This is a genomic window from Phenylobacterium sp. VNQ135 (assembly GCF_049445735.1).
GTDB lineage: Bacteria > Pseudomonadota > Alphaproteobacteria > Caulobacterales > Caulobacteraceae > Phenylobacterium.
The window spans coordinates 126,897-151,552 of sequence record NZ_JBMSDS010000005.1 but is presented as its reverse complement, the minus strand read 5'-3'; the positions used below and the strand labels follow the sequence as shown (position 1 = coordinate 151,552).

The following is a 24,656-nucleotide window of genomic DNA, read 5'->3' as shown; positions in this document are numbered from 1 at the left end:
TACCGTGAAGCGCTTAGGCGTCATCTTTGTGCTCGCCCGCCGCAGCTTCTAGCGATTGCGCGAGCACAGCGCGATGGATCCCCGCGAACTGCTGGGCACGAGCGAGCGGCCTCTCCGCTTCGGCAAAATCATCGATGTAGGGGAAAGTCTCAGTCTCCAGTCGATCACCATATCGCTCGCGCAGCTGGTCCAGGAGAAACTCCGGATCCGCAATCAAGGCCATGGCGTCGTAGTTGTGGCGCTGGAAGTCTGTCGGTACCGGCGCGCCCGTCTCCATGCTGTAGGCTTGGCTGGTGCAAGCGGCCAGAAGTTGATCCGCCCGCAGGCCATCGCGGTCGCCTTCCAAGAAGGTACGAACTTCCGCTTTCACCTCGTCTCCAAAACCAGCGTGAACGATACCGATCAGGACCCTTACGAAGTCCGTTCCCAGCACCTCAAGGAGGGATGAGCTTTCCGCTTCCTCTCGGATACGCTCCCAAAGCGATTGGTAATGGGGGCGAGCGTCGTCTTCCCCGAGCCAGCCGCGGCGCTCTCCCTGCTGTGTCCTCCGAACGGCGCACCAGTCGAGCACCTCTGTGGCAAATCCGATGCTGGGGCTTGAGGAAATGATGAAGTCGAGGAGCTGTGATTGATCGGCGCCTGCGCGCGCGAGCAGATGCGAGAGCAGGATCGCGCATTGCCGAAAGGTGTGGTCCCCCAACATCGGCTCGCGCGTCCTTGGGATGTCCTCCGACCGCCCGGCCACCAATAGTGTTAGCCCGGTGATTGCGTCCGTCGGCAGGTCGCCCTCCCGCAGGCGGAGTTTCGAAATGAGCAGTTTAGTGGCTCGCTTTTCCCGCGCCTCGGCCCATAGCTTCCCCAGCCGGTCGGCGTCTTGGGCCTGGGCTGCGGCAATCAGGTCATCAATCGCTGCATCGGCCATGTCCCCGGCGGGGATGGCGTAGGTGAAATACCTTCGGAAATAGCCGGAGGCGCAGATGCGCTTTTCGCCAGCCCAGGTTTCTTCCCAGTCGCCGCCGTAGCTGCTTGAGGAGGTGCGAGGAAAGAGGTGCTCAACGAGCCTCTGCAGCCGCTCGATCTCTGGGTCGGAGACTTCTACGCCCAGCGCTTCGCGGAGGATGGCACCCTGCTGTGGCCGGTCGCGCCCTTCTGCCGTCGCTTTGAGAAGACGTGAGGGATGGTCGCGGATGAACGCGTAGAGATCCGGATAAAAGATCCGCACACCCTCAATAAGCATCTGATCGCCGACGTTCACCTCTCCCTTAAGAATGGGCACCGCAAATGTGAGCGCGTTGTCATACAGCCTTACTTGCCGTGGTGTTTTGAGCGCCGGCATGAGGCTGTACGCGAACTGGTTTGCAAACTCCGCCGCGCGCTGCTCATTGAGTTTGATGCCGGAGAGGTTCAGCGCCCGATCACAGGCCGAGAATGCCATGTGCTGAAGCGTTTCGGGATTTGCAGGCGGCAGGTGGAGCGGAACCTGAATAATCTTCTCCAGAAACCTCCGTCCGGCGGCTGTGTCGCCCTCGCCGTAGACCTCGCTGAGAGCGTCCGCGACCACACCGTCGTCGAAGGCGAGAACATACGAGGTGTACGGAAAATCGCCCGATAGCCGGACGAGCTTGAAGAGCGTCTGGATTTCCTTGCGGTCGAGGCGGTCAATGTCGTCAATGAAGACGACGACGCGCTTCTTGTGCTTACCGAGAATTCGCCCGACGTCATGCCGCACTTGGGCGAGCTGCCTGACTGAAAGCGCTTCACCGACCCTCTTTGCCGCGTCTCCCACCTTCGGGATGAGGCCGCCGTACGTAGCGAGCAGGCCGCCGATCTTCTCCTTCGAGAAGAGCCCGGAGCGCTCCAGGGCGTCGCCTATCGTAAGGAAGAAACTCTTGGCGATGGCCTCGGCATCGCCACTGAAGAACCACGGATTGTATTCGACCACAACTACGTCGGGATCGGGCCGCAAGGCCTCCTTGATCATGGCAAGGGCGGACGTCTTTCCGTCGCCCCACGGGCCAAATAGCCCCACGACGATACTGTCGGCCGCTGGTCGATCGGCCAGCACCCCAGCCACACGCCTCGCGAACGGTGCGCGATCTAGCCTGTCGTCGTCCGCGGTCTCGAGTGGCCGCTCGGACTGTAATTCGCCTTCGACCTGGACGGGCTTGTCGCCTAGTCCGCCGATCTCGCTAGGGGACGATCCTCCCACTCCTCCGCGCAGCCATCGCCAAAACGACTCACCTAACATGGCGCTATTGTAACCTGCCGCATTGACGCCTTGGTGTCCGCCAAGCGCGAGGTAGCCCTAGCTTAAGCTGGCGCCTGATGTCCGCTTTCCGGCCCGAGGTGAATGTGTGTTTCTGGCGCAGTGCTGACAGGCAGAGCCTAGTCGCACTTCTCCCTGTATTTTTCAGCGACGCTGTCTCTGGAGAGAAGGTAGTCGTCGACCCAAACGCGCCCATTTGACCGCGCGTTGACGTAGTAGATTTCCTTGAATCCGTAAGACGACAGTTTGCCAGCGATGGTATCTCCCTTCGACGGTGAGTGACCGCCATACCATTCGAGCAGGTAATAGCCCTGGGGCCCGTCGGCGATGAAATAGTCACACCCGGATTCCACGTGCACAACCGTCACAAGGTTCGCCGGTCGTGCCGGCGCAGCAGGCGAGGTGGAGGGCGCAGAGCGCGCGGGGCTCACGAGCACCACGTTGAGGGACTTGCCTTTGACGATCAGCTTGGATGAGGCGGGACAGATCACCGCCTCGGGCTGGTACTCGTACATGTACTCATACTCGTATTTCACCTCCCATACTGAGCCGTCACTAAGCTGAACAATCTCGCCATTGTTTCCCTTGAACGGCGAAGGCTTAGTGATCGTCACCTCATAGCAAGCGGCGGCCGCGGCGGGTGTGGGCGCGAGCAGGGCCGCCCCGAAGAACAGACCGCCCCACAATGCTAGAACTACAGTCGCACGTACGCACGCAGCCCGGCTTTGTACGCCGGCCTTTGGAGCGGCAGATGCTAGGTCACTCTTCATCTTCGCCGTCTTCCAGCGCGTCGTCGTAGGCAGCCTGGTAAGCTTCGGCAAAAGCCTCGCATCCCTCGACGAAGGAGTCGCTGTTGCCGTTACAGTCTGCTGGATCAGTGATGTCGTTCTCCTGAGCCCACTCATATCCAGCACCGTGGCCCGAACAGTCGTCCGTACACCCGTAGGGCATGCCTTGGTCGCTGTAGGTCGAGCCTGCCACCGCGTCGGCTGCGGCGTCGCTGGCCGCGTCCACTGCTTGGGCTGAAGAATAGCTTTCGCCGGGCTCGTTGCTTGTGTTGCCGATGCACTGCGACAAGCCCCACAGTGCGCCAACCACCACAAGTGCAGTCACGCAGCCGGAAGATTGCTCGCTCACTCGCAACCCTTACCGTCGCCGTCGCGATCGAGGTGAGACCCGTAGCCAGGGTCGCCGCGGCGGACAGGCGCAGCACCGGCCGCGCGAGCCGCCGCGCAATTTGGATAGTAGACGCCATCACTGGACAGCCGCTGAACCAGTCGCGGGGCGGCGGGTCGATGGCAGTGGTAGTCGCCTGTCTTTCGGTTGTTGTGACAGCCATCAGCGTTGAGGCCGCCAGGATGCGCGGCCGCGGGCGACACAAAAATCGAGCAGATCGCAACAAGTCGCCAGCCGGGAGAAGCCATGGCGCGCCCCTTTGCCAGCAGGGTGATGGCCAAGGCGCTCAACGGTCAAGCTTCAAGGGGCACGGGACTGGGGAGTGTCCGCTTTCGGCACCTCCTCGAATGTCCGCTCCTGGCGCTGTACGGACCCCCCCAGCCTTCTCGCTTGAGCGGCGAGCTTACACAGTTGGTTACACACCTGGACGCCGACGCGACGAACCATTATACTTTTCAAGACTTTATCTCAGGTGCGCCGGACTCAAAATCCGGTTCCGCAAGGAGTGTCGGTTCGAGCCCGACCGCCCGCACCAGCGCCGTCTAGCGGCCGAGCCGCCAGCCGGTGACCTGCCTCAGCTTCTCGAAGAACGACGGGTCGTAGGCCGCTTCCGGATCCTCCCGGACCAGACGGTCGATACCGTGCGCGTCCTCCCCCACCAGGATCCGCCAGCGCTCGGCCTTGACGCCCTCGAGGATGAGGGCGGCCGCCTCGGCCGCGCTGGTCGGCGCGTCCTCCACGAAACGGCGCTGCTGCTCGGCGATCATGGCCAGCAGCTCCTCGTGCGTGAACTGGTCCGGGTCGCGGCCCATCCGGGCGACACGGGCCCGCGCCGTGGCCAGATCCGGGGTCGCATCCTCGCGGCCGCTCAGCACCTTGCGGGTGTTGCCCATGATGGGGGTGCCCACATGGCCGGGCATCGCCACCGAGCACCGGATGTGGGGGGCGTTGACCCTGAGGTCGGTGATCAGCGCTTCGGTGAAGCCGCGCACGGCGAACTTGGCCGCGACATAGGCGGTGTGGGGAACGTTAGGCCCCAGGCTGCCCCACACGCCGTTGATGCTGGAGGTGTTCACGATGTGCGCCTCGTCCGCCGCCTGCAGCATCGGCAGGAAGGTGCGGACGCCCAGGTAGACCCCGCCCCAGCAGACGTTGAAGGTCCGGTCCCAGGCCTCGCGGCTGTCGGTGAACAGGCTGCCGCCGGCCCCGATGCCCGCATTGTTGAACAGCAGGTGGAGGCGATCGGTGTCGTGCTGCGCCGCCACCTCGTCGCGGAACCGCACCAGCTCGGCCTCGTCCGAGACATCGACCCTGTGCGCCGTGGCGCGGACGCCCTGGGGCGGCCCGTCCGCCTCGATGAGCGCCAGGGTTTCGGCCATCGCCGGGCGCGAGACGTCGCAGATCGCGACGCTGCAGCCCTGCGCCGCCAGTTGCCGCGCGAGCTCGCGGCCCATGCCGTCGCCGCCGCCCGTGATGACGGCGAGCTTACCGGTGAAGTCCTTCATGGCGGTTCCAGGGTTGGTTGGGGCGCGCCGGGGGCGCGGGAGGTGCTGACAGAATGTCAGTAACGGCGGGCGAGAGCAATCGCCTCGCGCTGCCCCGGCCTCAGCCGCCTCTCACCGTCTCGCGGGCCAGGCGCTGAACCTCCAGGCAGACCTGCCGCTCGGCCTCGGCGTCGCCCAGGGCGCGGTGCGCGGGCGTCTCCGGCAGGACGTTCCACCGGGCCTCGTCGATCAGCTTGTCGGCCATCGCCGTCGCGTCGTCGCGGGCGCCCATCACCTTGAGCACGTTGAGCGCCGCCTCCCGGTGCGCCTCGTCGGCGTCGCGCAGCCGCAGCGCATGCCGGGGCAGGCCGGCGGTCCGCAGCAGCAGGCTCAGCCACTGGCCGTCCCACGAGGGCGCGGTGACATAGAGCGCGTGGCCGCTGAGCTGGTCCAGCATCCGGGCGGCGACGTCCCGGTGATCGGCGCCTTCCTCGGCAAGCTGGTCGCGTGAGATCCGGTGGATCGCCTCGGCCTCGGCGTCCCAAACCGTCCAGGCCTCCGCCGGCCGTATCAGGTGGGTTTCGGAGCGGCCGTTCTCGAACACCCAGGCGACCTCGATCGGGAAGCCGCCGTCGGCGAGGGATGAGGCTTCGAAGTCCAGGAACACGCGCATGCGAGCGGAACGCGCAAGTCGCTCCGGCGTCGACGCGGAGCCTTCCGCCTGCCACCTTCCGCGTCATGACCGACGACGCACCGCCGAAAGATCCGCGCCCCAACGCCGCCCAGATGGCCTCGCCCACCTACCGCCTGGCGGCCCTCGACCAGGATTTCCTGCTGGGCTCCTCCATGCGCGGCGTGCGCTTCCTCCTGGAGTTCGCCAAGGCCGACGAGGCGATGCGCAGCTGGGGCGTCACCTCGACGATCGTGGTGTTCGGCAGCGCCCGTATCCGCGAGGACGGCCCCGATCCGCATCCCCGCTGGTACGCCGCCGCCCGGGAGTTCGGCGCGCTGGCCTCGCAACGGGGCGGCGCCTACCTCGACGGCGGGACCGAGCGGAACAACGTCATCTGCACCGGGGGCGGGCCCGGCATCATGGAGGCGGCCAATCGCGGGGCGGCCGACGTCGGCGCGCCCTCCATCGGCCTCAACATCACCCTGCCGCACGAGCAGGAGCCGAACGCCTTCTCGACGCCCGCACTGACCTTCCGCTTCCACTACTTCGCCATGCGCAAGATGCACCTGGCCATGCGCGCCAACGCCCTGGTGGTCTTCCCCGGCGGCTTCGGCACCTTCGACGAGCTGTTCGAGATCCTGACGCTGCGCCAGACGAACAAGGCCCCGCCGATCCCCATCGTGCTGTTCGACGAGAGCTACTGGCGCAAGATCGTCAACTTCGAGGCCCTGGTGGAATGCGGCATGGTCGCGGCCGGCGACCTGGAGCTCTTCCAGTTCGCCGAGACGGCCGAGGGCGTGTGGGACTGCCTGCTGAAGGGCGGACTGAAGCCCTACGGCGAGCGTGGCGCCTGGAAGGCCGCGCGCGATCAGCGGCTGGAGTAGGGCGTCGCGAACGCCCAAAGCTTGGAGGCGGTGAACGTCGCCGCCGGCGTCACCACCGCCACCACGGCCAGGCCCGCGGCGAACGGCCAGCCCGCCTGTTCCACCAGCAGCCACGTGAGCCCCTGGGTGACGCCCAGACCGAACAGGGAGACCACGAGGAACCGCAGGAACTGGCCGCCGTGCAGCGCGGGCCGGCCGAAGGTCAGCCGGGCGTTGCCCAGGTAGGACACGCCCACGGCGCAGAGATAGGCCAGCAGGTTGGCGGTCAGCGGATCCAGGCCCGCGAGATGCCGGAACGCGAGCGCCGCGGCCACGTGCGTCCCGGTGGCGGCGGCGCCGACGGCGGCGAACACCGCCGCCTGCCGCACGATGGGCCTCACGCCGGCTTCTCGGCGACCGCCAGGATCGAGACGCCGAACGGCAGGTCGGTGACGGCCAGCAGGCCGCGCTCGGCGCCGAGCAGGCCGCCCAGCAGCCGGTTCACGGGCGGCGAGGGCAGGGCCTCGTCGTCTCCGCCCTCCTGCTTCAGCGCCGCCTTGGCCAGGCGGATGGCGGCGATCGGCGGGAAGAGCAGGGTGTTGAAGTGGGTGATCCGGCGGACGTTCAGTCCCGCCCGGTCGATCAGCCGGCGCACCTCGCCGCGGACGTAGCGGCGCTTGTGGTGGTGGGCTGCGTCGTGGGCGCTCCACATCCAGGCGTAGGCCGGCACGGTGACGATCAGCTTGCCGCCCGGCTTCAGCTGCGCCGCCATCGCCGCCACCGCTCCGGCGTCGTCGTCCACATGCTCCACCACGTCGAAGGCGCAGGCGAGGTCGAAGGGCCCGCCGAAGTCCGGAATGCCGGCCGGCAGCCAGCCTTCCCGTACATCCGCCAGCCCGCGCGCGGCGGCGTACTCGCGCGACGGCCCGTCGGGCTCGACGGCGCAGACCTCGCCGAAGGCCTTCAGCATGGCGAGGTTGCCCCCGGCGCCGCAGCCCACCTCCAGCAGGCGGGCGGCGTTCGGCAATCGCAGCCGGGCGAGCTCGGCGGTCAGCACCGCGCGGCGTCCGGTGAACCACCAGTGGTCCTGCTCGATCTCGCGCAGGCGGTCGTAGATGGCGCGTTCCACTAGGCCCGATCCCCCGGCGCGTCCGCGAACCCGATCCGCTCGCGGACCAGATAGGTCGGCCGCTGCTTCACCTCCTGGTACATCCGCCCGACGTACTCGCCGAGGATGCCCAGCGCGATCATCTGCAGGGCGAAGGCGAACAGGATCACCACCATCAGCGAGGCGTAGCCCGGCACGTCGCGGCCGACGACCAGCACCCGCACGATCAGCACCACGGCCGCGGCCGCCGCCACGAGCGCGGCGACGACGCCGACGCCGGTCCAGACCCGCAGCGGGGCGGTGGTGAAGGCGGTCAGCCCGTCGATGGCGAACCGGAACAGCTTGCGATAGCTCCAGGCGCTGGTCCCCGCCGCCCGCGCCGGCCGCGCGTATGGCACGCCGGCCTGTTTGAAGCCGACCCACGAGAACAGGCCCTTCATGAAGCGGTTGCGCTCCGGCAACTGCCTCAGCGCATCCACCACCGCGCGGTCCATCAGGCGGAAGTCGCCGGCGCTGTCCGGGATGGGATAGTCGGAGAGCCCGTTGAACAGCCGGTAGAACAGGGAGGCCGTCTGGCGCTTGGCGAAGGTGTCGCTCGAGCGGTCGGTGCGGACGCCATAGACGACGTCGTAGCCCTGTTCCCAAAGGGTCAGGAACTCGGTCACCAGCTCGGGCGGGTCCTGCAGGTCGGCGTCCAGGGGCACGACCATGTCGCCGGTCGCAGCCTCGAGGCCGGCGGTCAGGGCCGCCTCCTTGCCGAAGTTGCGCGACAGGGCGACGACGCGGACGCGGCGGTCGGCCGCCGCCCGGGCGCGCAGGTCGGCCAGGGTGGAATCGCGGCTGCCGTCGTCGACGCAGACGATCTCCAGGTCAACCTCCAACGCTGCTGTGGCGGCGTCCAGCCGGTCGAAGAGCAGCGACAGCCCCTCGGCCTCGTTGTGCATCGGCACGACGAAGGAAAGCGTGCGGCCCCGGCGGGTCCGGGCGGTCATCGGCGCGTCCTCCGCTCGCCGGGCCCTTCGATCAGCATCGCCGCCCCGGCGGCGATGACGAAGGCGCAGAATACGTTCGACGGGAAGATGTAGCGTGCGTCGGCCGCGGGGCCGATGAGGAACAGCAGGGCCACGTTGGCCCAGGCGCCCGCCGTCAGCGCCAGCATCAGTCCGGTCCGCGGATCGCGCCGCCACGCCAGCAGGCCCGTCACGAGCAGGGCGGAGAGGTAGAGCCAGGCCGGACGCCGCCACAGATCGCCGGCATTGCGGTTCACATAGGCGGTGGCGATGTCCGACAGCCGCGGGTGCGCCAGGGTCACGCCCATCCGGTTGTCGTCGATGCGGCCGTGCGCGGGATAGAAGACGCCTCGCTTGGCCAGGCCCAGCTGCTCCATCGCCACCACCCGGCGATGGTCGAGATAGCACCCGAGGTGGTGCGGGATCGTCTCGCGCCAGGCCTTCTGGACGGCCCCGCCGCCGTCCGTCGGCAGGATTTCCGGCCGGTCGGACCGCGGTCCGTACGACAGCTGGACGTGGCGCGGATCGTAGGCGGCGCGCACCTGGGCCGGCGTCATCGGCCGGCCGCCGCTGACCGCGGGAGGAAGGAAGTTCCGCCCCTCGCACGCCGAGACTCCCATCAGGTCGAACAGCTGGATCTGGGCGCTCGTCACCGCGGACGGCATGCGCTTGAAGTCCGGCAAACGCCACTGCCACGAGGCCCAGGCGAGCCCGATCGAGACGGCCAGGACCGCAACCGCGAAGGCGCGCAACCCGGGCGCGGGCCTCGCCTCCAGGAACGGACGCCAGGCCATCAGCGGCGCCATCAGCGCGAACAGCGGGAACGCGTTGTAGCGAAGCGAGACGCTCACCCCGAGCATCAGGGCCGCCAGCGCCAGCAGCCACGCCTGACGTCGCTGGGCGGCCAGCAGCCAGAACGCCAGGCTCATGACCGCGAAGCTCGCCACGGTGACGTCCCGCCACTGCGACAGCGCCACGCCCAGCAGGGGCGGGACGGCGATGAACGCCAGCGCGAAGGCCGCCATCGCGGCCAGCGCCCACAGCCTGTGGCGCACCAGCAAGGTCGCCGAAAGGCCGGCGCCCAGGAACAGCAGGAAGGTCTGGGCCGCGAACAGTCCTCCGGCGCCCAGGCCCGCCTTCCGGCTCAGCCAGAAGAGATAGGTGTGCATCGGCGGCCACGTCATGTGCTCGATGCCGAGGAACGAGCGCTCCAGGGCATAGAGCGGGTCGTACGTCATCTGGCCGGGCCACGCCGGCCAGCAGATGACCAGGGCGCCCGCCGCGGCATAGGCCAGGCAGACCAGCCACATGGGCCGTCCCGGCGCCGCCGCCGGCGTAGGTCCCGCGTTCAAAGCTTCATCCCTCCCAGGGCGCAGACCCGCGCGCCGTCGCCCAGCACGCCCCAGACCTGGACGTCGCCGTCAGCCCGCAGGGCGAGCGCCCACCATCCCGTGGTCTCGGAGGTGACTTCCGGCAGCGCCGTGCGCACGTCGGGCCGGCTCGAGCCGGTTTCCCCGGCCCCGGCGATCTTCCCATCCGGGCCGACGACCAGCACCCGTGCGATCGCCGCCTTCGCCGTCCTGTCCCAGCCCCATCCCCGCAGGCGGGCGCCCGGACGCTCGCCGGGGTAGCGCGTGTCCACTTCGTCCACATTGCCGAGACAGGCCTCGGCCGGCGCGCGGGTGAAGGCCGAGTCGAGCGGGCGGCCGATCAGCGCCGCGGCCCAGGCGGGCGGCTCTGGGCGGGGTCCGGTCACCCAGGCGGGATGGTCGCAGGCGGACAGCGCGAGCGCCGCCGCCATGCTCCAGCCTCCGGCGTTCGGCCACGCCCGCATCCGTCCGTCCCTCGCTTTCGAAGGCCGCCACTTAACCGGGAACGGGCGGCGGCATCAACGCGGCGGGAGCGGCCGATCGACGAACGCCCCCGCCCGCGGGATCACCAGATGCGAACGCGCTGTTCCGGCGCCACGTACAGCTTGTCGCCGGCCTTCACGTCCCAGGCTTCGTACCAGCCGGGGATGTTCCGGATCGTGCCGTTGACCCGGTAATAGGCGGGCGAGTGCGGGTCGGTGACCACCTGCTGGCGGAGCGCCTCGTCGCGGATCTTCTCGCGCCACACCTGCGCCCAGCCGAGGAACACGCGCTGGTCGCCCGTCAGGCCGTCGATCACCGGCGCCGGCCGGCCCTTCAGCGAGGCGTGGTAGGCGTCGAGGCCGAGCGAGAGCCCGCCCATGTCGCCGATGTTCTCGCCCATGGTCAGGCCGCCCTGCACCTTCGCGCCGGGCAGGGGCTCGAACGACGAATACTGGGCGCCCAGCCGGTCGGCCTGGACCTTGAACTTCGCCGCGTCCTCGGCCGTCCACCAGTCGCGCAGCACGCCGTCGCCGTCCGACTTGCGGCCCTGGTCGTCGAAGCCGTGGCTGATCTCGTGGCCGATCACGCCGCCGATGCCGCCGTAGTTGATCGCCGGGTCGGCGTCGGGATCGAAGAACGGCGGCTGCAGGATCGCCGCCGGGAAGACAATCTCGTTGTTGGCGAAGTTGTAGTAGGCGTTGACCGTCTGGGGCGTCATGCCCCACTCGCGCTTGTCGACCGCCTGGTCCAGGCGCGCCACGTTCCGCCGCCACTGGAAGGCGCCGGCGCGCAGCGCATTGCCGTAGAGGTCGTTCGGCTTCAGCTCCAGCTTGGCGTAGTCGCGCCACATCACCGGATAGCCGATCTTGACGGTGAACTTGGCGAGCTTGTCCTGGGCCTGGGCCTTGGTCTCAGGCCCCATCCACTCCAGCTTCTCGATGCGCTCGCGCATCGCCGTGCGGATGTTGGCCACCAGATCGTCCATCTTGGCCTTGGCCTCGGGCGTGAAGTAGCGCGCCACATAGACCCGGCCGATCGACTCGCCGATCGCGCCGTCCATGAACTGGGCGGCGCGCTTCCAGCGGGCCTGCTGCTCGGGCTGGCCGGCCAGCTCCTTGTTGCGGAACTGGAAGCTGGCGTCGACGAACCGCTTCGACAGCAGGGGCGCCGCGCCGTCGGCCACGTGGAAGGCCTGCCAGGCCTTCAGCGTCTCCAGCGGCGTCTCGCCATAGACCTTGGCGAACTTCGGGAAGGCGGTGTTGGTGGTCACCACGATCCGGTCGACCTTTGGCAGCTCCGTGGCGGCCAGGTAGCGGTTCCAGTCGAAGCCGGGCGTATAGCCGCCGAGCTCGGCCGGGCTCATGGGATTGTAGGTCTTGTCGCGGTCGCGCCGCTCCACCCTGCTCCAGGAGGCCTCGGCCAGTCGCGTCTCGAAGTCGACGATGGCCTTGGCGTTCTCGGCCGGCTTCTCCCAGCCGATCATGGTCAGCATCTGCTGCACATAGGCCTGGTACTTGGCCTTCTTCTCGGCGAAGCCCGCCTGCAGGTAGTAGTCGCGGTCCGGCAGGCCCAGGCCGCCGGTGCCGGCCATCACCGCGTACTTGGTGGGCGCCTTGGCGTCGATCGAGATGAACACCGGCAGGATCGAGGCGAAGCCGGTGGTGTTGGCGCGGCCCATCAGGGCGGTGAACTCGTCCTTTGTCTTCACCTTGCGGATCTGGGCGAGCTCGGGGGCGATCGGCTTGGCGTCCAGCTTCTCGGCCAGGCCCTCGTCCATGTAGGCGGCGTATCCGGCCGCGATCTTGGCGGCGTCGGAGTCCTTCAGCTTGCCGGCCTTGGCGTCCTCCAGGATGGCGTGCAGGCGGGCGTCCGACAGCTCGCGCAGCTTGTTGAAGTTGCCCCAGCGCACGCGGTCCGACGGGATCTCGGTCGTCTTGTCCCAGGCGCCGTTGGCGAACTTGAAGAAGTCGTCGCCCGGCTTCACCGAGCGATCCATGCCCGAGAGATCGAAGCCCCAGGTCCCGTACTTCGGGCTCTCCAGCGAGGTCGCGGCGCCGGAGGCGGCGGGCGTATCGGCGAACAGCAGCGCGGTCTCGCAGGCCTGGTCGGCGCAGGCGTGCTCATGGCCCTCGCCGGCCTGGGCGGCGGCGGCGCAGGCCAGGGCGGTCGTGGCGGCGGCGGACAGCAGGAATTTGCGCGTGAAGCGGGTCATCAGGCCTTCTCTCGGAACATTGCCCCGGGTTCCCGGCGGGAACCTCCCAAGCCGCGCAGAGAAAAGGGAATTTCCGCCCCGTGCAATCGATTCCGGCGGAGCGCCGTTACCGCGGCAGCAGGCGTCGGTAGGTGCGCCGGATGACCCCGTAGCACTCGCAGGCCTGGCCCTCGAGGCCCGCGCGGTCGATGATGTCCACCACGCCGCGCCGATAGCGGATCAGCCCCTTCTCCTGGAGCTGCCGGGCCACCGCCGTCACCGTCGTGCGCTGCACGCCCAGCATGTCGGCCAGGAATTCCTGGGTCAGGGCCACGGTGTCGGCCGAGATGCGATCGTGGCAGGTGAGCAGCCAGCGGCAGAAGCGGGCCTCGACCGAATGCAGGGCGTTGCACGCCACCGACTGGATAGCGTGGCCGAACAGCGCCTCGGTGTGGCGGTCGACCAGGTCGCGCAGCTTGGCGCTCTTCTCCCAGGCCTCATGCAGCCGTTCGGCGCTGATCCTGGCGGCCTTGAGGGGCGTCTGGACGATGGCGCGGCTCAGCGACTGGCGGGGCGCGACCGCCGCCATCAGGCCCAGGGCGCCCTCGGGACCGATGGTGGCGCTCTCGATCGCCGTGCCGTTCTCCATCAGGGTCATCAGCGAAATGACGCCGTCATGGGGGAAGTAGACGGCGTCGATCAGATCGCCGGGATCGTAAAGCAGCCGGCCGCGCTCGAGCTCGACCTGAGCCAGGTGCGGAGCGATCAGCGCGTAGTCGGAAACTGGCAGCGCTTCCAGCAGGCTATTCTGCAAAGCGGGGACGGGCCTCTGCATCGGGGACTTGAAACGCGGCCGTGCGGCACGGGTTTCAAGTTATCGAGGCCATTCGACAAAGACTGTCGTGAACTCGACACTCTTCGCAAGTCAGGGTGGAAAACACATAAAATACTGGCGGGTCGTGACGGCGACGCGACGTCCAGAGTGCTCTTCGCCGCGTCGGATAGTCGACTTAACTATAGCTTACGCAACGAAACCGCGCCGAATCGAGGCGAATCATCATTTTGAAAACGCAGACGGCGCGGAACGTCTGTCCCGCGCCGTCGAACCGCCACAATCTGCGGACGAAACTTTCTAGTGCAGGTTGATGTCTTGCCGATCGCCGATGTCCGGCGTCGTCTTCGACATGTTGGCCTTCGCCACTTCGAAGGCGTACTTCACCGGCCCGCCTTCGCTGATCCAGACGCCGGCCTCCTCGCAGTCGAGGCGCAGCAGGGTCAGGCGCGGGTCATCCTTGCCTTCCGGGTACCAGGCGGCCACGTGGGCGTTCCAGTACTTGTCGATGCGGGCGCGGTCGTGGTCGGGCGTCAGCGTCCCGTCGATGCAGGCCCACAGGTCCCGACTCTGGAAGATGAAGCTGGCGTGGCCGCCGGACTGGGCCGCCGCTTCGGCCAGATCGGTGTCCTTGTAGGTATAGAACCAGATCGTGTTCGTCTCGCGCTCGACGAAGCCGGTCATCGGCTGGAAGTGGTGGCCGTCGCCGCTGATGCCGAGCATGCCGGTGTGCTGGCCCTTCTCGATGGCCTCCCACATGCGATCTTCGATTTCGGCGGGAGTGAGCTTGTCGTGGGCCATGGCGGCGCCTCCAGGTTCGCTTCAGGGGTCGGCCCCTGAACCCGTCGGCGTCGTCACGGTTCCGCTCGGCGCCTCTCGTACACCACCTCGCCGTCGACGACCGTCAGCACCGCGTGGCCCTTGGGGATCTCGGCCTCGGGCGCGGTCATCAGGTCGACGGAGAAGGCCGTGAGGTCGGCCCGCTTGCCCGGCTCGATCGTTCCGAGCTCGTCCTCTGCGAACCGTGCGAAGGCCGCGTTGCGGGTGAACAGCTTCAGCGCCTCGGCGCGGGAGAGCGCCTCGGCCGGCCGCCAGGCGGGCGTCGCGAAGCCCTGCAGGTCCTTGCGCGCCACCGCGGCGTAGAACTCGATCAGCGGATCGCCGCGCTCCACCGGCGCGTCCGAGCCGCCGACCACCACCGCCCCCGCCTCCACGAGGCTCTTCCACGCGTAAGCGCCGTCGAGCCGCCGGTCGCCCAGGCGGGCCGGAGCGAAGTGGAGGTCGCCGATGGCGTGGCTGGGCTGCATCGAGGCGATCACCGCATCGCGCGGGAAGCGGGCGATGTCCGCCGGCCGCAGGATCTGGGCGTGCTCGATCCGCCAGCGCGGCGCCCGCATCCGCACGTTCGGCGGCGTGGCGGCGAACACCTGCTCGTAGAGGTCCAGCACCACGGCGTTGCCGCGGTCGCCGATGGCGTGCGTCGCCACCTGGACGCCCGAGGCATAGGCCGCTGTCATCTGGGCCTTCATCTGTTCGGGCGGAGTCCGGATCAGGCCGCTCGTGGAATGGGCGTCGGCGTAGGGTTCGAACAGCGCGGCCCCGCGCGAGCCGAGGGCGCCGTCGGCATAGATCTTCACCGTGCGCGTGGTGATGCGTCCGTCCGGGCTCTGCCGCGGCCCGCTCTCGAACAGCGGGCTCGCCTCGGCCGCGTCGACGGCGTTGTAGACCCGCAGCGGCGCCTGCCCCTTCGCCGCCAGGTCCTCCAGCAGCGCTACGTCGGCCCAGTCCACGCTCATGTTGTGGACGCCGGTCCAGCCGTAGGCGGTCTCGACCTTGAACGCCGCGGCGTAGGCCGCCCGCTTCTCGGCCTCGTTCTGCGGCTGCTGCAGCTTGGCGACCAGGGCCATGGCGTTGTCCACCAGCATGCCGGTCAGCCGCCCGTCCTTGTCCTTCAGGATCTCGCCGCCGGGCGGCGCCTTCGTCGTCTCGTCCACGCCGGCCGCCTTGAGCGCGGCGCTGTTGGCGACCAGCGCATGGCCGTCGGCGCGCACCAGCAGCACCGGACGGTCGGCGGTGAACGGATCGATGTCCTTGCGGTCCAGGAAGCGGCCCTCCGGCCACCCGGTCTCGATCCAGCCGCGGCCCCACACCGGACCGGCGCCCGGCCGCGCCTCGAGATGGGCGCGGACCCGGCCCGCCGCCTCGGCCGCGCTCTTCGCGCCCTCCAGGTTCAGGCTCAGCTCACGCTCGCCGACGCCCCGCAGATGCGCATGGCCGTCGGTGAAGCCCGGGAACAGCGCCGCGCCCCGAAGGTCGACGACGCGCGTGTTCGGCCCGACCTGCGCCTGCGCCCCGGCGCGCGCTCCGACATAGGCGATGCGGCCCTCCCGCACGGCCACCGCCTGGGCCTCGGCCGCGCCGTCGACGCCTGTGTGGATGGGGCCGCCCCAGATGACCAGGTCCGCCTTCGGACTCGCGTCCGGCGCCGCCGTGGCGCAGGCGGCGAGGGCGAGGCAGGCGAGGGCGGCCGGCAGGGCCGCGGGAGTCAGGGTCCGCATTCCGCCAAGCTAGTCGCGCCCCGGCCCCTCGCGCCAGTCCCGGCCGTCAGTGAAGCTCGTCCTCGCCGCCGAGGCAGTGCTCGTAGATCACCCGGGCGGTGCCGCTGAGCGTGTTGGCGGCGCTGGTCAGCGCGGCGTTGCCGACGTAGCTCTCCGCCGCCTCGGCCAGCCGCAGCAGCTCCTCGGCCACGGCCGAAAGCTTCAGATAGACCTCCCGGTCGGAGAGGGGCGGGCGGGCTTCGGACGCATCGGCCATGGCCGTGGTTGTGGGCTGCGTCGCCGCGTGTGGCCAGGGTCCGCGCCCGCGGCCTTTCGGCAACAGTTCGGATTTCGCTGTTACCGGGTCCTAGCAACGGAGATTCCACCTGCGGTAATCCTCCGCCCACGAAGCGTGGCCGTCGGGAGCCGCGCCAGGGAGGAAACTGGAATGCACATCGGCAAGACCCGCCTGACCGCGCATGTGAGCCTGCTGGCCCTCGTCATGGCCCTGCCCGCCGGCGCGGCGTTCGCCCAGACGACGGCCTCGGCCGAAGTCGAGGAACTGGTCGTCACCGCGCGGAAGCGGGACGAAGCCCTCATCGACGTGCCGTTCTCGGTCGCCGCCCAGAGCGAGGCGGTGATGCGCGCCCGCGGCGTCACCAACATCGAGGACCTGTCGCGCACCGTCGCCGGCTTCACCGTCCAGAACCTCGGCCCCGGCCAGAGCCAGGTCGCCATCCGCGGCATCTCCGCCGGCCAGATCGTCCGCGACCAGCCGGGCGTGAAGGAGCAGGTGGGCGTCTACCTCGACGAAAGCGTCATCTCGCTGTCGCTGTTCACGCCGGACCTCGACCTCTTCGACCTCAACCGCGTGGAGGTGCTGCGCGGGCCCCAGGGCACCCTGTTCGGCTCGGGCTCGCTGTCGGGCACCCTGCGCTACATCACCAACCAGCCCGACGTCGGCGGGTTTTCGTCCACCGTCGAGGCCACGGCCAGCAAGGTCCAGGGCGGCGATGTCGGCGGCGAGCTCAAGGGCGCCGTGAACATCCCGTTCGGCGGCAATGCGGCCCTGCGCGTCGTCGGCTACGCCACCAAGTACGCGGGCTTCATCGACGCGGTGCAGCCGGACGGCTCGATCGACGACAACGTCAACGACGGGACGCGCTGGGGCGTCCGCGCCGCCCTCCGGTTCGAGCCGAGCGACAACCTCGCGATCACGCCGCGGGTCCTCTACCAGTCCATCGAGGTCGACGGCTTCAACCGGGTCGACATCTACAACGTGCTGGCCAACGAGTTCACCACCACCCGGCCGCCGGTCCGCCTGGGCGGCACGAAGCAGTTCACCCAGTTCGGCGAGAAGTTCGAGGACGACTTCTTCCTGGCCGACCTGAACGTCGAATACGACCTCGGCGACCTGACCTTCACGTCCATCTCCAGCTTCACCGACCGCGACGTGCTGGTCTACCGCGACGCCACGGCGCTGACCGGCTCCATCACCGGCGGCTCGCTGGGCCTGCCGCCCGCGGTCTACAATCTCGACGCCCCGCTGATCGACACCACGGACGTGAAGTCCTTCACCCAGGAAGTGCGTCTGGCGTCCGACAACGACGGTCCGCTGTCGTGGGTGGCCGGCGCCTTCTACAGCCATATCGACCGCGACTACGCCCAGGACCTGCAGGTCGCGGGCTTCGAGGCGCTGACCGGCATCCCGACGGCGGGCCCCGCCGCGCCGCGCGACAGCCTCTACTATTCGACCGTGCCCTATAAGCAGAAGCAGATCGCGATCTTCGGCGAGGCGACCTATTCGGTGACCGAGCGCCTGGACGTCACCGCCGGCCTGCGCTGGAGCGACTACAAGGAGACCCGCGAACTCACCTTCGACGGCATCTTCGCCGAGCGCACCATCGGCGTGCCCGGCAAGACCAAGGCCGACGCCTGGGCGCCGCGCGTGATCGTCGCCTACGAGGTGAACGACGACGTGACCCTCAACGCCCAGGCCTCCAAGGGCTTCCGGCTGGGCGGCATCAACGACCCGCTGAACCGGCCGCTCTGCACCCCGGCCGACTTCGCCACCTTCAACGCGCTGTCCGAGCCCAGCTTCGGCAACGAGACGGTCTGGAACTACGAGGCCGGCATGAAGGCGCGCCTCGGCGGCGGCGCGGGCTCGCTCACCCTTGCCGGCTTCTACGCCGACATCGAGAACCTGCAGGCCACCATCGACGCGGGCTCCTGCTCGTCGCGGGTGATCGTCAACGTGCCCAAGGCGAAGTCGGTCGGCTTCGACGCCGAGATCGCCTGGCGCTTCGGCGACAACTTCGACGTTGCGGCGTCCGCCTCGTACAACGACGCCAAGCTCACCTCGAGCGTGACGGACGCCGCCGGCCAGCCCATCCAGGGCCTGCGCGACGGCAACCGCCTGCCCACGGTGCCGAAGTTCCAGGCCTCGTTCAGCGTCGGCTACACCCGGGAAATCTCGCCCGGCCTCGACGCCTTCGCGAACCTGACCGCCCAGCACGTCGGCAAGCGCTATACCCAGATCTCCGATCAGGAGGCCAACCCGCGCACCGTGCCGCTGTTCCCGAACATCGGGGCCGGCACGGCGTCCGCGCTGATCTTCCCGCTGGAGCTGCCCAGCTACGAGATCGTCAACCTGCGACTGGGCGTCCGCGGCGAGGACTGGGAGGCCGCGGCCTTTGTCAACAACCTGGGCGACGAACGCGCCTGGCTCTCCGTCGACCGCGAGCGCGGCCTGCGCGCCCGCTACGGCTTCCAGACCAACGCGCCGCGCACCTACGGCGTGACGGTGCGCAAGTCGTACTAGGCTTCGGGGCGGCCCTCCTGCGCGGGGGGGCCGCATACCGCAGTTACGAGCATAGTCCGTGCGGGCGGCCGCGCCCGGTGCTAAGGCCGCCCGCCATGGACGCTCTCCGCCGCCTCCTGGGCCGGCTCGCAGGCTCCCGCGGCCTCCAGGCCTGGGCCTGGGCCGCCGGCCTCGTCGCCCTCACCTTCGCCGTCCGCCTCGCGCTGCAGCCCATGCTGGGCGACGCCCTGGCGCACTCCGCCTTCTATCCGGCCACCGTCCTCGCGGCCTATGCGCTCGGCCGCCGCTACGCCGTCGGCGTCATGCTCGCCGCCGCGATCCTGGGCTTCTGGTGCTTCGCCCTGCCGCACTTCGCCTGGAAGACCGAGCCCAAGGCCTTCATCTCCCTGATCCTGTTCACGCTGAACGCCGGCGTGCTCGTCTATGTGATCACCAGCCTGACCCGCGCCCTGGACGACGTGGCGGTGAAGCTCGGCCGCGCCCAGGCCGCCGCGGTCAGCCACGCCGGCCTCTTCCGCGAACTCAACGAGCGGATCAGCCTTCACATGCGGCTGGTGGCCGGCGTCCTCCAGCTCCAGGCCAAGGGCGAGCCCGAGCCGCAGGTGGCCGACAGCCTCAAGAAGACCATGGAGCGGTCGCTGCTCATCGCCCGCGTCCACCGCGAGCTGGGCGGCCACGCCGAAGATCAGCCCGTCGAGTTCACCGCGTTCGCAGGCGCGCTGGCCCGTGCGATCTGCCAGTCCAAGGGCCAGCCGCCCGAGCGGGTGACCGTCGAGGGGCCCGAACTGGTGCTGCCGGGCGACGAGGCCGTTTCCCTGGGCGCCGCGCTCGCGGAGGGCCTGGCCGCCCTGCTCGACACGAAGCCCAGCCACGGCCTGCGCCTCGGCGTCTCGGCCGACGCCGGAACCCTCCGCATCGCCATCGCCGAAGCCGGCGGCGGTTCGTCGGCGGCGCTCGTCTCGGTCAGCAACGGCTATCTCCTCCGCGCGATGGCCGAACAGCTCGGCGCCGCGGTGGCGCTGCGGGCGGACAGCGAAGGCTCGGCCCTGGTCCTCAGCCTGCCGCGGGCTGCGGCCGAGCCCCGCCTGGCGACCCTGCACTGACCGCGGCCGCGCGCGACGGTTGCGGTCCTGCGCCCATAGGTAATTTTCGACGTCTTTAACGTTCGCACGGCAGATTCCGCGCGGTTGGAAGCCGGGGCGGCATGCGTACGACGAAGTCATTGCGGGGGGCGCGCGATCTCCGGGCGCTGCAGTCCACCGGAGCGACGAGCCGGGTGCTCAATCTCGCGCTGGTGGCCGCCCGCCACAGCGGCGATCCCGACTATGTGGACCGGCCGTTCTTCCGCAGCCGCACCCTGAACACCTGCATCCTGGTGAAGCATCGCGTGCGGGCGGACGAACAGTTCGTCTTCGACTACGCGCCGGCCACGGCCACGAAGATCATCCTGCCCTTCGCGCACAGCGACCTGGCCCTGGGCGCACGCTCCATGTTCGTCGGCCAGCGCGGCTGGCGCGAGATGGTGCGCGACATCTGCGAGGACACGCCCGATCTCACCCGGGACCTGAAGCTCCTGTCGGTCCTGGACCGGCTGCCCTCGCTCGATCCGTTCCTGCTGCGCGAGCAGATCAAGCGGCACGGGTTCACCGTCGGGCGCTGCTACTTCGGCCTCTCGCCGGCCGACTCCGACCGCATGCAGGCCTTCGTGAGCGACGAGATCTCCAAGCTGATCGATCTGGCGTTCGCGGGCCGCGAAGGCGGCGGCGACGTCGCGCGCATGGTCGAGATCCTGCTGTCGTCCGAAGTGGACGAGCGGCTGGAGCCGCTCCGCGTCACCCTCGGCCTCGAAGGCGAGGCGTACAGGGAAGGCGTCTTCAGCTGGAAGGGCTTCCTCTACTACAAGTGGGCGCTCGCCGACCTGTGGCCGAACCTCGATGCGGTCCTCCACGAACTGCGCACGCTGAAGGTCATCGGCGAGCGCGAGGACCCGGACCTGACCCGCTATGTCGAGCAGGCCCGCAAGCGCCTCGAGATCGCCATCCTCCAGCACCGCAAGGACGTGGTCGAGACGCTGCGCGTCTATGACCGGGCGTTCGGCGACCTCACGGAGAACGGCAAGCCGGCCGCCTTCCGCGAATTCCTGGTCAAGGCGCCCGACATGTTCGCCATGCTGGGCGAGCGGATCGGCTCGATCTCCCACGTGGCGAGCTTCTGGCGCTACCGCTTCCCCAGCCGGGGACAGCCGGCTTCGGTCGCGGCGCTGGCCGAGATCCTTCAGGACTTCGAGGCGAGCCTGGCCGTGGACGCCGACCTGCTCAGGCTGCGCGCGGCCGGCTGAGGCGCGGGAACCGCTCCGGAGTCCGTGGATTCCCTTGGCGACAGCCTAGGGAGCCTGACCATGAGCAGCCGCGAACTCATCGATACCGGGACCGACAAGCGCTACGTCCGCCGCGACGAGAAGGGCCGCTTCAAGGAAAGCGACGACGTGGGCCGCTCGCTGGCCGCCGACCGCCGCACCAAGTCCAAGACGGTCGCCAAGAAGGGGCAGGGCGACCGCGGCGACCGGAAGACGAACTGAGGCCTACTCCAGCGCCTGCGGAAACGCCGGCATGGCGGCGAAGTCGTCCGGTACGTGCTCGCGCACGACGCGGGCCTTGGTCTGCGCCGCCAGGGCCTCGATCTTCTCGTAGCTCGCCAGCGTCTTGGCGCGGTCGACGTTGAACCGGGGCACCCGCTTGGCGGCCCGGCTCTCGGCGATGTGCCAGAGGTCGCCCGTCAGGATCACCGGGCCCGCCTTGGGCAGCTTGACCAGAAGCACCGTGTGGCCCGGCGTGTGGCCCGGGGCGGGGATCACCTGCACCGTCCCGTCGCCGAACACGTCGTGCGGACCCTCGCCCTCGACGGCAACGGTCCTGGCGCCTTCCAGCGCCGCGTAGGCCTTGAACTGGGCCTCGTCCGCGCGCTGCTGCGGCCGGAAGGCATAGGCCTTCTCGTCGGGATCGACGATCCAGGTCGAAGCCGCGAACAGCCCCGCGTTGCCGATGTGGTCGAAGTGGCTGTGGCTGACGGACAGGTACTCGATGTCCTTGGGCTCCAGCCCCAGCTGCTTGAGCTGGGCCAGCAGCTTGTCGCGCGAGGCCGGCACGCCGGTGTCCCAGATGAGGTCGCCCTTCGGATGCCGCACCAGGTAGCAGGGCACCACCATGTCCGTCTTCCGGCCCTTGTAGGCGCCGTCGTCGGCGAACATGTCGGCGTCCTCCAGGGAGAGCTTGCCGCAGTCCATCGTGTAGAGCTTCACCGCCGGCGCGGCCTGCGCCGCCCCCGCCAACATCAGCCCGGCGGCGAGCGCCAGGGCGGCCGTGGTCCGCAGCGTCATGGGGTCCCTCCCGAACATCGTTCGGGCGCAACCTGCGCCAGCCGGCGCGGCTTGTCACGACGGCGCGCGGCCTAGTTCGCCCGGGTCGGAGCCGCCGCCCTGGCCTCCGCTTCCTGCACGCGGGCTCCGCCGAGGATGTTCGCCAGCGAGTAGTTCCCCTCGTGGCAGGCGTATTCGTAGATCGGCCCCTTGGCCGGCCGCCACGGCATCTCCGCCCGCCAGGGCCAGGCGAAGGTCGCCGGGTCGTCGACGGTGAACGCATAGAGGATGCTGTCCGGCCCCGTGCGCGTCAGCCGCTCGCGGACGACGGCCGTCTGCGTGTAGGTCATCCCGCCGGTCATGCTGCCGGCATAGGCGCCCTGCGGATTGTGGTTGGTGGTCTCCATCACCAGGCTGTCGCCCTCGAACCAGCCGACGGTCTCGCCCATCCAGCGCGGCGCGTTCGGATGATGGATCGGCCGGGGCGCCGTCGGTCCGGCGATCAGCTTCACGATCCGCACGTCATGGTTCATCTCGATCAGGATGGCCACGTGGTCCTTGGTCTGCAGGATCTGGTAGTGGCCGTTGAAGCCGCTGTTCATCATCGGCGGGCCCTCGGGCGACCCGATGGCGGTCAGGCATCGCTCGTCGGTCGGACGTGTCTCGTAGCTGTCGTAGCCCTTGCCCCGCCCACGCTCGCGCGTCCGCGCGCGGCCTTCCTCGGTGAACGGAAGGCGCCCGTCCTCCGGCTCCACGATCCAAGACGAGCGCCACTGGCCGTTCACCCTGGCGGGCTTCAGGTCCATCTCGAGGAAGTCGGAATTGTCGACCGCCTTCGTCTCCTCCGGCGCGGGCGCCGCGGGGTCGCTGGTCGGCCGGATCAGCACGTCCACCATCCTTCGGAACTCGTCGCCCATCGCCTCGGCCTCGGCGTCGCTCAGCACCAGGGCCTTCACGCCGGGCGGCCGCTGCAGCCAGGTGATCGAGGTGTTGGTCCAGATCCCCGACAGGTCCGGCTGCCCCAGGCGGTTGCGCGGCGCCTTATAGGCGTGTTCCGCCGCCTCCGCCGCCCCTGCCGCCAGAGCCACCGCCAAACCCACAACCGCCCACCGCATCGCCAAGCCTTTCCAGCCTGGCGACAACTTCGCGCGGCGGCCGGCCCCTAGGCCATGACGGCCGGTTGCAACCGCGTGATCGGTGGTGACAGTCGGGCGGGCGGCCGTCGCGGCGCCCAGCTTTCAAGGTTGAAATCCTGTGGGAGCCTCATGCCCGCAAGATGGGCGTAGAAGAAGGGCGGAAAGCCCAGGCATCGAGGGAGGCATGGTGATGCGCAGCACGCTTGTCGTGGCGGTTTCGGCTCTGGCCCTGTTCGGCGCGGCGGAGGCCGCGGCCCAGGCCGCCAAGGCTCCGGCGAAGGCCGAGGCTCCGGCCGTCAATCCGACGATCCGCCAGCCGGGCTGGAAGACGCCCCGCACCGCCTGGGGCGCGCCCGACCTCGAGGGCTACTGGTCCAACGCCACGCTCACCCCGCTGACCCGCAACCCGCGGCTCACGCCGAAGGCGACCCTCAGCGCCCAGGAGGCGATGCAGATCGAGAAGATCTGGGCCAAGGCCCTGGCCGATTCCGACGCCCAGACCGATCCGGACAAGTCCACCGAGCAGCTCCAGGCCGAGTTCACCCAGTCCGAACTGGTGAAAATCCGCCCCGACTTCGTGGCGGCCGGTGGCGACGTCGGCGGCTACAACACCTTCTGGATCGATCCGGGCAACCACATCATGGAGGTCAACGGCGAGTACCGGACGTCGCTTCTGACCACGCCCAACGGCCAGTTCCCGCCGCGCAAGGCCGGCGCGCCCACCTCGGGCATGAACTACCGCGACAGCTACGACAGCTACGAGGTCCGCGGCACGGGCGACCGCTGCATCATGGGCTTTGGCCGCAACGCCGGTCCGCCGATGCTGCCCAACGGTTACTACAACAACAACTATCGCATCGTGCAGGGCCCGGACTCGGTGGCCATCCAGGTCGAGCTGATCCACGACAGCCGGATCGTGCGCCTGAACGGCAAGCATCGCACCGACGGCGTCCGCCCGTGGATGGGCGACTCGATCGGCTGGTACGAGGGCGACACCCTGGTCGTCGAGACGACCAACATCCCCGAAGGCCAGGCGCTGGCCGGCGCGTGGAAGAACCTCAAGGTCACCGAGCGCTTCACCCGCGTCTCGGACACCCGCCTGAACTACCAGTTCACGGTCCAGGACCCCGACGTGTGGGATGCGCCCTGGGGCGGCGAGTACAACTTCTACCCGCTGAACGGCGTCATCTATGAATACGCCTGCCATGAGGGGAACTACGCCCTGCCGGCCATCCTCGCGGGCGCCCGCCACGCCGAGGAGCAGGCCGCCGAGGCCGCCAAGGCCAAGGCCGCCGCTCCCGCCAAGGGCGAGGCCAAGGGCAAGAAGGGCGCGGACTAGGGGCGATCTGGC

General features: G+C 69.1%; 24 protein-coding genes and 1 tRNA gene. 7 read left to right on the top strand and 18 right to left on the bottom strand.

What is annotated here, in order from left to right:
• Positions 1-13: 13 nt before the first annotated feature.
• From ACO2Q0_RS18405 to ACO2Q0_RS18390, 4 genes are all read right to left on the bottom strand, one after another.
• Positions 14-2,248 (bottom strand): KAP family P-loop NTPase fold protein, encoded by a 2,235-nt coding sequence (locus tag ACO2Q0_RS18405; RefSeq protein WP_423352990.1) that lies wholly within the window; start codon positions 2,246-2,248, stop codon positions 14-16.
• A 137-nt stretch (positions 2,249-2,385) separates the two neighbouring features.
• On the bottom strand, positions 2,386-2,952 hold the full coding sequence (locus ACO2Q0_RS18400) for a hypothetical protein (protein WP_423352989.1): 567 nt from the start codon (positions 2,950-2,952) through the stop codon (positions 2,386-2,388).
• A 73-nt stretch (positions 2,953-3,025) separates the two neighbouring features.
• Complete coding sequence (locus tag ACO2Q0_RS18395) at positions 3,026-3,403, bottom strand: hypothetical protein (protein WP_423352988.1); 378 nt, start codon at positions 3,401-3,403, stop codon at positions 3,026-3,028.
• Positions 3,400-3,723, bottom strand: coding sequence for an excalibur calcium-binding domain-containing protein (locus ACO2Q0_RS18390; RefSeq protein WP_423352987.1), 324 nt, complete (start codon positions 3,721-3,723; stop codon positions 3,400-3,402). Before ACO2Q0_RS18390 ends, ACO2Q0_RS18395 begins: the two co-directional genes overlap by 4 nt.
• 116 nt (positions 3,724-3,839) lie before the next feature.
• Between ACO2Q0_RS18390 and ACO2Q0_RS18385 the strand changes: the two genes are divergently transcribed.
• A tRNA-Leu gene (locus ACO2Q0_RS18385) sits at positions 3,840-3,977 on the top strand.
• Positions 3,978-3,984: 7 nt separating this feature from the next.
• Here the strand turns inward: ACO2Q0_RS18385 and ACO2Q0_RS18380 are convergent.
• Both ACO2Q0_RS18380 and ACO2Q0_RS18375 read right to left on the bottom strand, forming a co-directional pair.
• A complete protein-coding gene (locus tag ACO2Q0_RS18380; RefSeq protein WP_423352986.1) occupies positions 3,985-4,947 on the bottom strand; it encodes an SDR family NAD(P)-dependent oxidoreductase in 963 nt (320 codons plus the stop codon).
• Positions 4,948-5,047: 100 nt separating this feature from the next.
• Positions 5,048-5,599, bottom strand: coding sequence for a hypothetical protein (locus tag ACO2Q0_RS18375; protein WP_423352985.1), 552 nt, complete (start codon positions 5,597-5,599; stop codon positions 5,048-5,050).
• Positions 5,600-5,664: 65 nt separating this feature from the next.
• Between ACO2Q0_RS18375 and ACO2Q0_RS18370 the strand changes: the two genes are divergently transcribed.
• Entirely contained in the window at positions 5,665-6,483 is an 819-nt protein-coding gene (locus ACO2Q0_RS18370) for a TIGR00730 family Rossman fold protein (protein WP_423352984.1), read from the top strand.
• Here ACO2Q0_RS18370 and ACO2Q0_RS18365 read toward each other — a convergent pair.
• The 10 genes from ACO2Q0_RS18365 to ACO2Q0_RS18320 form a co-directional block, all read right to left on the bottom strand.
• The gene (locus ACO2Q0_RS18365) at positions 6,468-6,863 is read right to left on the bottom strand and encodes a GtrA family protein (RefSeq protein ID WP_423352983.1); all 396 of its coding nucleotides are present in this window, start codon (positions 6,861-6,863) and stop codon (positions 6,468-6,470) included. The two genes, ACO2Q0_RS18370 and ACO2Q0_RS18365, sit on opposite strands and share 16 nt — an antisense overlap.
• Complete coding sequence (locus tag ACO2Q0_RS18360) at positions 6,860-7,591, bottom strand: class I SAM-dependent methyltransferase (RefSeq protein WP_423352982.1); 732 nt, start codon at positions 7,589-7,591, stop codon at positions 6,860-6,862. The genes ACO2Q0_RS18365 and ACO2Q0_RS18360 overlap by 4 nt, the downstream gene beginning before the upstream one ends.
• Positions 7,591-8,562 carry a glycosyltransferase family 2 protein gene (locus ACO2Q0_RS18355; protein WP_423352981.1) on the bottom strand — a complete coding sequence of 324 codons (972 nt, stop codon included), beginning with the start codon at positions 8,560-8,562 and terminating at the stop codon, positions 7,591-7,593. Before ACO2Q0_RS18355 ends, ACO2Q0_RS18360 begins: the two co-directional genes overlap by 1 nt.
• Positions 8,559-9,932: a hypothetical protein gene (locus ACO2Q0_RS18350; protein ID WP_423352980.1), complete on the bottom strand. Its 1,374-nt coding sequence runs from the start codon at positions 9,930-9,932 to the stop codon at positions 8,559-8,561. The genes ACO2Q0_RS18355 and ACO2Q0_RS18350 overlap by 4 nt, the downstream gene beginning before the upstream one ends.
• Positions 9,929-10,414, bottom strand: a complete 486-nt coding sequence (locus tag ACO2Q0_RS18345; RefSeq protein ID WP_423352979.1) for a hypothetical protein — start codon at positions 10,412-10,414, stop codon at positions 9,929-9,931. Before ACO2Q0_RS18345 ends, ACO2Q0_RS18350 begins: the two co-directional genes overlap by 4 nt.
• Before the next feature lie 101 nt (positions 10,415-10,515).
• Entirely contained in the window at positions 10,516-12,645 is a 2,130-nt protein-coding gene (locus ACO2Q0_RS18340; RefSeq protein WP_423352978.1) for a M13 family metallopeptidase, read from the bottom strand.
• Positions 12,646-12,751: 106 nt separating this feature from the next.
• Complete coding sequence (locus ACO2Q0_RS18335) at positions 12,752-13,459, bottom strand: Crp/Fnr family transcriptional regulator (protein ID WP_423352977.1); 708 nt, start codon at positions 13,457-13,459, stop codon at positions 12,752-12,754.
• 297 nt (positions 13,460-13,756) lie between these two features.
• Entirely contained in the window at positions 13,757-14,257 is a 501-nt protein-coding gene (locus tag ACO2Q0_RS18330) for a pyridoxamine 5'-phosphate oxidase family protein (RefSeq protein WP_423352976.1), read from the bottom strand.
• A gap of 53 nt (positions 14,258-14,310) precedes the next feature.
• Positions 14,311-16,014, bottom strand: a complete 1,704-nt coding sequence (locus tag ACO2Q0_RS18325; protein ID WP_423352975.1) for an amidohydrolase — start codon at positions 16,012-16,014, stop codon at positions 14,311-14,313.
• 46 nt (positions 16,015-16,060) lie between these two features.
• Complete coding sequence (locus ACO2Q0_RS18320; protein WP_423352974.1) at positions 16,061-16,270, bottom strand: hypothetical protein; 210 nt, start codon at positions 16,268-16,270, stop codon at positions 16,061-16,063.
• Positions 16,271-16,441: 171 nt separating this feature from the next.
• Here ACO2Q0_RS18320 and ACO2Q0_RS18315 point away from each other — a divergent pair, with 171 nt between their 5' ends.
• The 4 genes from ACO2Q0_RS18315 to ACO2Q0_RS18300 all read left to right on the top strand — a co-directional run bounded on the left by ACO2Q0_RS18315 (position 16,442) and on the right by ACO2Q0_RS18300 (position 21,392).
• A complete protein-coding gene (locus ACO2Q0_RS18315) occupies positions 16,442-18,814 on the top strand; it encodes a TonB-dependent receptor (RefSeq protein ID WP_423352973.1) in 2,373 nt (790 codons plus the stop codon).
• Between the two features lie 95 nt (positions 18,815-18,909).
• Complete coding sequence (locus ACO2Q0_RS18310; RefSeq protein ID WP_423352972.1) at positions 18,910-19,917, top strand: DUF4118 domain-containing protein; 1,008 nt, start codon at positions 18,910-18,912, stop codon at positions 19,915-19,917.
• 101 nt (positions 19,918-20,018) lie between these two features.
• Positions 20,019-21,152: a hypothetical protein gene (locus ACO2Q0_RS18305; RefSeq protein ID WP_423352971.1), complete on the top strand. Its 1,134-nt coding sequence runs from the start codon at positions 20,019-20,021 to the stop codon at positions 21,150-21,152.
• A 60-nt stretch (positions 21,153-21,212) separates the two neighbouring features.
• Positions 21,213-21,392, top strand: coding sequence for a hypothetical protein (locus ACO2Q0_RS18300; protein ID WP_423352970.1), 180 nt, complete (start codon positions 21,213-21,215; stop codon positions 21,390-21,392).
• A gap of 3 nt (positions 21,393-21,395) precedes the next feature.
• Here ACO2Q0_RS18300 and ACO2Q0_RS18295 read toward each other — a convergent pair whose 3' ends face one another.
• Both ACO2Q0_RS18295 and ACO2Q0_RS18290 read right to left on the bottom strand, forming a co-directional pair.
• Complete coding sequence (locus ACO2Q0_RS18295; protein ID WP_423352969.1) at positions 21,396-22,190, bottom strand: N-acyl homoserine lactonase family protein; 795 nt, start codon at positions 22,188-22,190, stop codon at positions 21,396-21,398.
• Positions 22,191-22,261: 71 nt separating this feature from the next.
• On the bottom strand, positions 22,262-23,284 hold the full coding sequence (locus ACO2Q0_RS18290) for a hypothetical protein (RefSeq protein ID WP_423352968.1): 1,023 nt from the start codon (positions 23,282-23,284) through the stop codon (positions 22,262-22,264).
• Positions 23,285-23,495: 211 nt separating this feature from the next.
• Between ACO2Q0_RS18290 and ACO2Q0_RS18285 the strand changes: the two genes are divergently transcribed.
• Complete coding sequence (locus tag ACO2Q0_RS18285; RefSeq protein ID WP_423352967.1) at positions 23,496-24,644, top strand: hypothetical protein; 1,149 nt, start codon at positions 23,496-23,498, stop codon at positions 24,642-24,644.
• The last annotated feature ends 12 nt before the right edge of the window (positions 24,645-24,656 follow it).